We start from the raw sequence: 1,860 nt of genomic DNA on the forward strand, positions 1-1,860 counted from the left end.
CCCACCAAGGTGCAGGGTTACCGACTGATTGGCTACGAAAACCGCGCCCTCCGCAGCGAAGATTTTAACGATGACGAGAAAGATGCCGGTGAACTTGGTTCCGGTCATACCGTCACCGCTCTGTACGAAATTATTCCGACCGGAGTAGATGCGGGAGACTTGCTGAAATCGGTAGATGACTTGAAGTACCAAAAGCAAAAAACCGAACGAACTGCTTCTCGTTCCGATGAGTGGCTGACTCTCAAACTACGCTACAAAGCCCCCGATGGTGACACCAGTAGATTAATTGAGCAAGTGCTCACAGGTGATGTGAAGTCGTTTGACGAATCTTCAGAAAACCTACAGTTTGCCGCTTCGGTAGCCGGTTTCGGTATGCTACTGCGCGATTCTCAGTTCAAAGGTAACTTCACCTACGGCGCCGTAGCTCAAATGGCCCGTGATGCGCAAGGAGAGGATAGAGAAGGCTACCGCCAAGAGTTTATACGCTTGGTAGAGTCGTGTAATCTGCTGGCGAGCAACTGATTTTCGGAACCTGGAATCTGGAGGCCGAAGTTGCTCCATCTGGCTTCCTGTTTCCGTTCTCCGGGCCTTGGTTATTTCAATCTCATTTGTGTCTTCTCACTCTGAAGCTCTCGTAAAGCATCATGGGCAATCCATTGGGCGGATAGATATTTTTGCTGACCGATCTCCTGAGCTAAATTGATGGCTTGCTGGTTGAGTGATAAACTACGTTTGCCGGTTTGGCGCAGCATCCAGTTGATCGCTTTCTTTACAAAGTTGCGATTGTCGTAGGCCTCCATTTCCAGGTAGGGAAAGAGAGCGATGATTTGGTCTTCGGGCATCTTCTTATCGTGGATAACCAGAGCCGTCATTAGCACAAAGCCCGTCCGCTTCACAAATTCTTCGGAACGTTGGCACCACTCGGTGGCTTTGCGGTAGGCGAAAGGGGTACGCCAAAACAGATTGCTACAGGCTTGGTCGCATAAATCCCAGGACTGAATGTCGGTTACCCAATTTTCCAATTGCTCTTCGGTAACTTGCCGGTGATCATCCACTAGCGTAGCAAGTATTTGAGCTTCGTGAACACCGCTATCCCACAGATCAAGAGCCAGTTCGTGCTGCTGGCAGTAGGGTTTAGCCAGTTGCCGTAGCATGGGTATTCGGATGCCCAATGCCTGATCGGTAAGAATACCAAAACGTTGTATTTTGGGTAAGTAAGCGGGGTCGGCTAAATCGTGCAGTTGGATGAGTATTTGCTCGGCGGTCATCGATTGTATTACTAATACGTAGTAGATAAAAGTACTAAATTTGGAGAAAGCTTTTGTGAGTGTCTAAGGAAACCTATCAACCCTTTTTTGCTTTGCTAAGCGGATTATGTAAATGCTAAAAGTTTTTTCTAAGCGCCAATTACGGTTTATCTTTGGCGTATTATTAACGGTACACTAATGCAATACTATATCTACTTACTACTATCATTACTACTGACGGTTTCATTATCTGCTCAATCACTTACGTTTGAGCATTCGGAAGATGGAGTTTGGGTGAAGGAAAATGGCGAGCGTATCTTCTTCTACCAGCAAAAAGCGAAGTCACAGAACGGTGAATACGCTCGAGCCAATTATGTCCATCCGCTGTACGGGTTAGACGGCTCAGTACTTACGGAAGACTTCCCTGCAGATCATCCCCATCACCGAGGCATCTTCTGGACGTGGCACCAGATACTAATTGGCGATAAACGGATTGGCGATGCCTGGGCTTGCGAAAATATAAGCTGGGATGTTTACGAAGTAGCCGGGAAACAAGAAGACAGCACGTTGTATACTAAAACCTACTGGAAGTCGCCCAGCTGGACGGATGAAC

Annotated in this window: 3 protein-coding genes; 2 read left to right on the top strand and 1 reads right to left on the bottom strand. The window is 47.6% G+C overall.

Annotated elements, in window-relative coordinates:
- Positions 1 to 522 (top strand): YfbK domain-containing protein (locus WBA23_RS24525; protein ID WP_424584914.1); only part of this gene is annotated, 522 nt, incomplete at its 5' end.
- A 71-nt stretch (positions 523 to 593) separates the two neighbouring features.
- Here the strand turns inward: WBA23_RS24525 and WBA23_RS24530 are convergent.
- Positions 594 to 1,268: a DNA alkylation repair protein gene (locus WBA23_RS24530; protein ID WP_424584915.1), complete on the bottom strand. Its 675-nt coding sequence runs from the start codon at positions 1,266 to 1,268 to the stop codon at positions 594 to 596.
- A 177-nt stretch (positions 1,269 to 1,445) separates the two neighbouring features.
- Here WBA23_RS24530 and WBA23_RS24535 point away from each other — a divergent pair.
- On the top strand, positions 1,446 to 1,860 hold a 415-nt coding region (locus WBA23_RS24535), incomplete at its 3' end, for a DUF6807 family protein (protein WP_424584916.1).

The sequence above is a fragment of the Tunicatimonas sp. genome, assembly GCF_049647865.1.
Classification (GTDB): domain Bacteria; phylum Bacteroidota; class Bacteroidia; order Cytophagales; family Cyclobacteriaceae; genus Tunicatimonas.

Coding starts and splice junctions, on each gene's coding strand:
- WBA23_RS24530 (WP_424584915.1), bottom strand. CDS start 1,268: ATGACCGCCGAGCAAATACTCATCCAACTGCACGATTTAGCCGACCCC.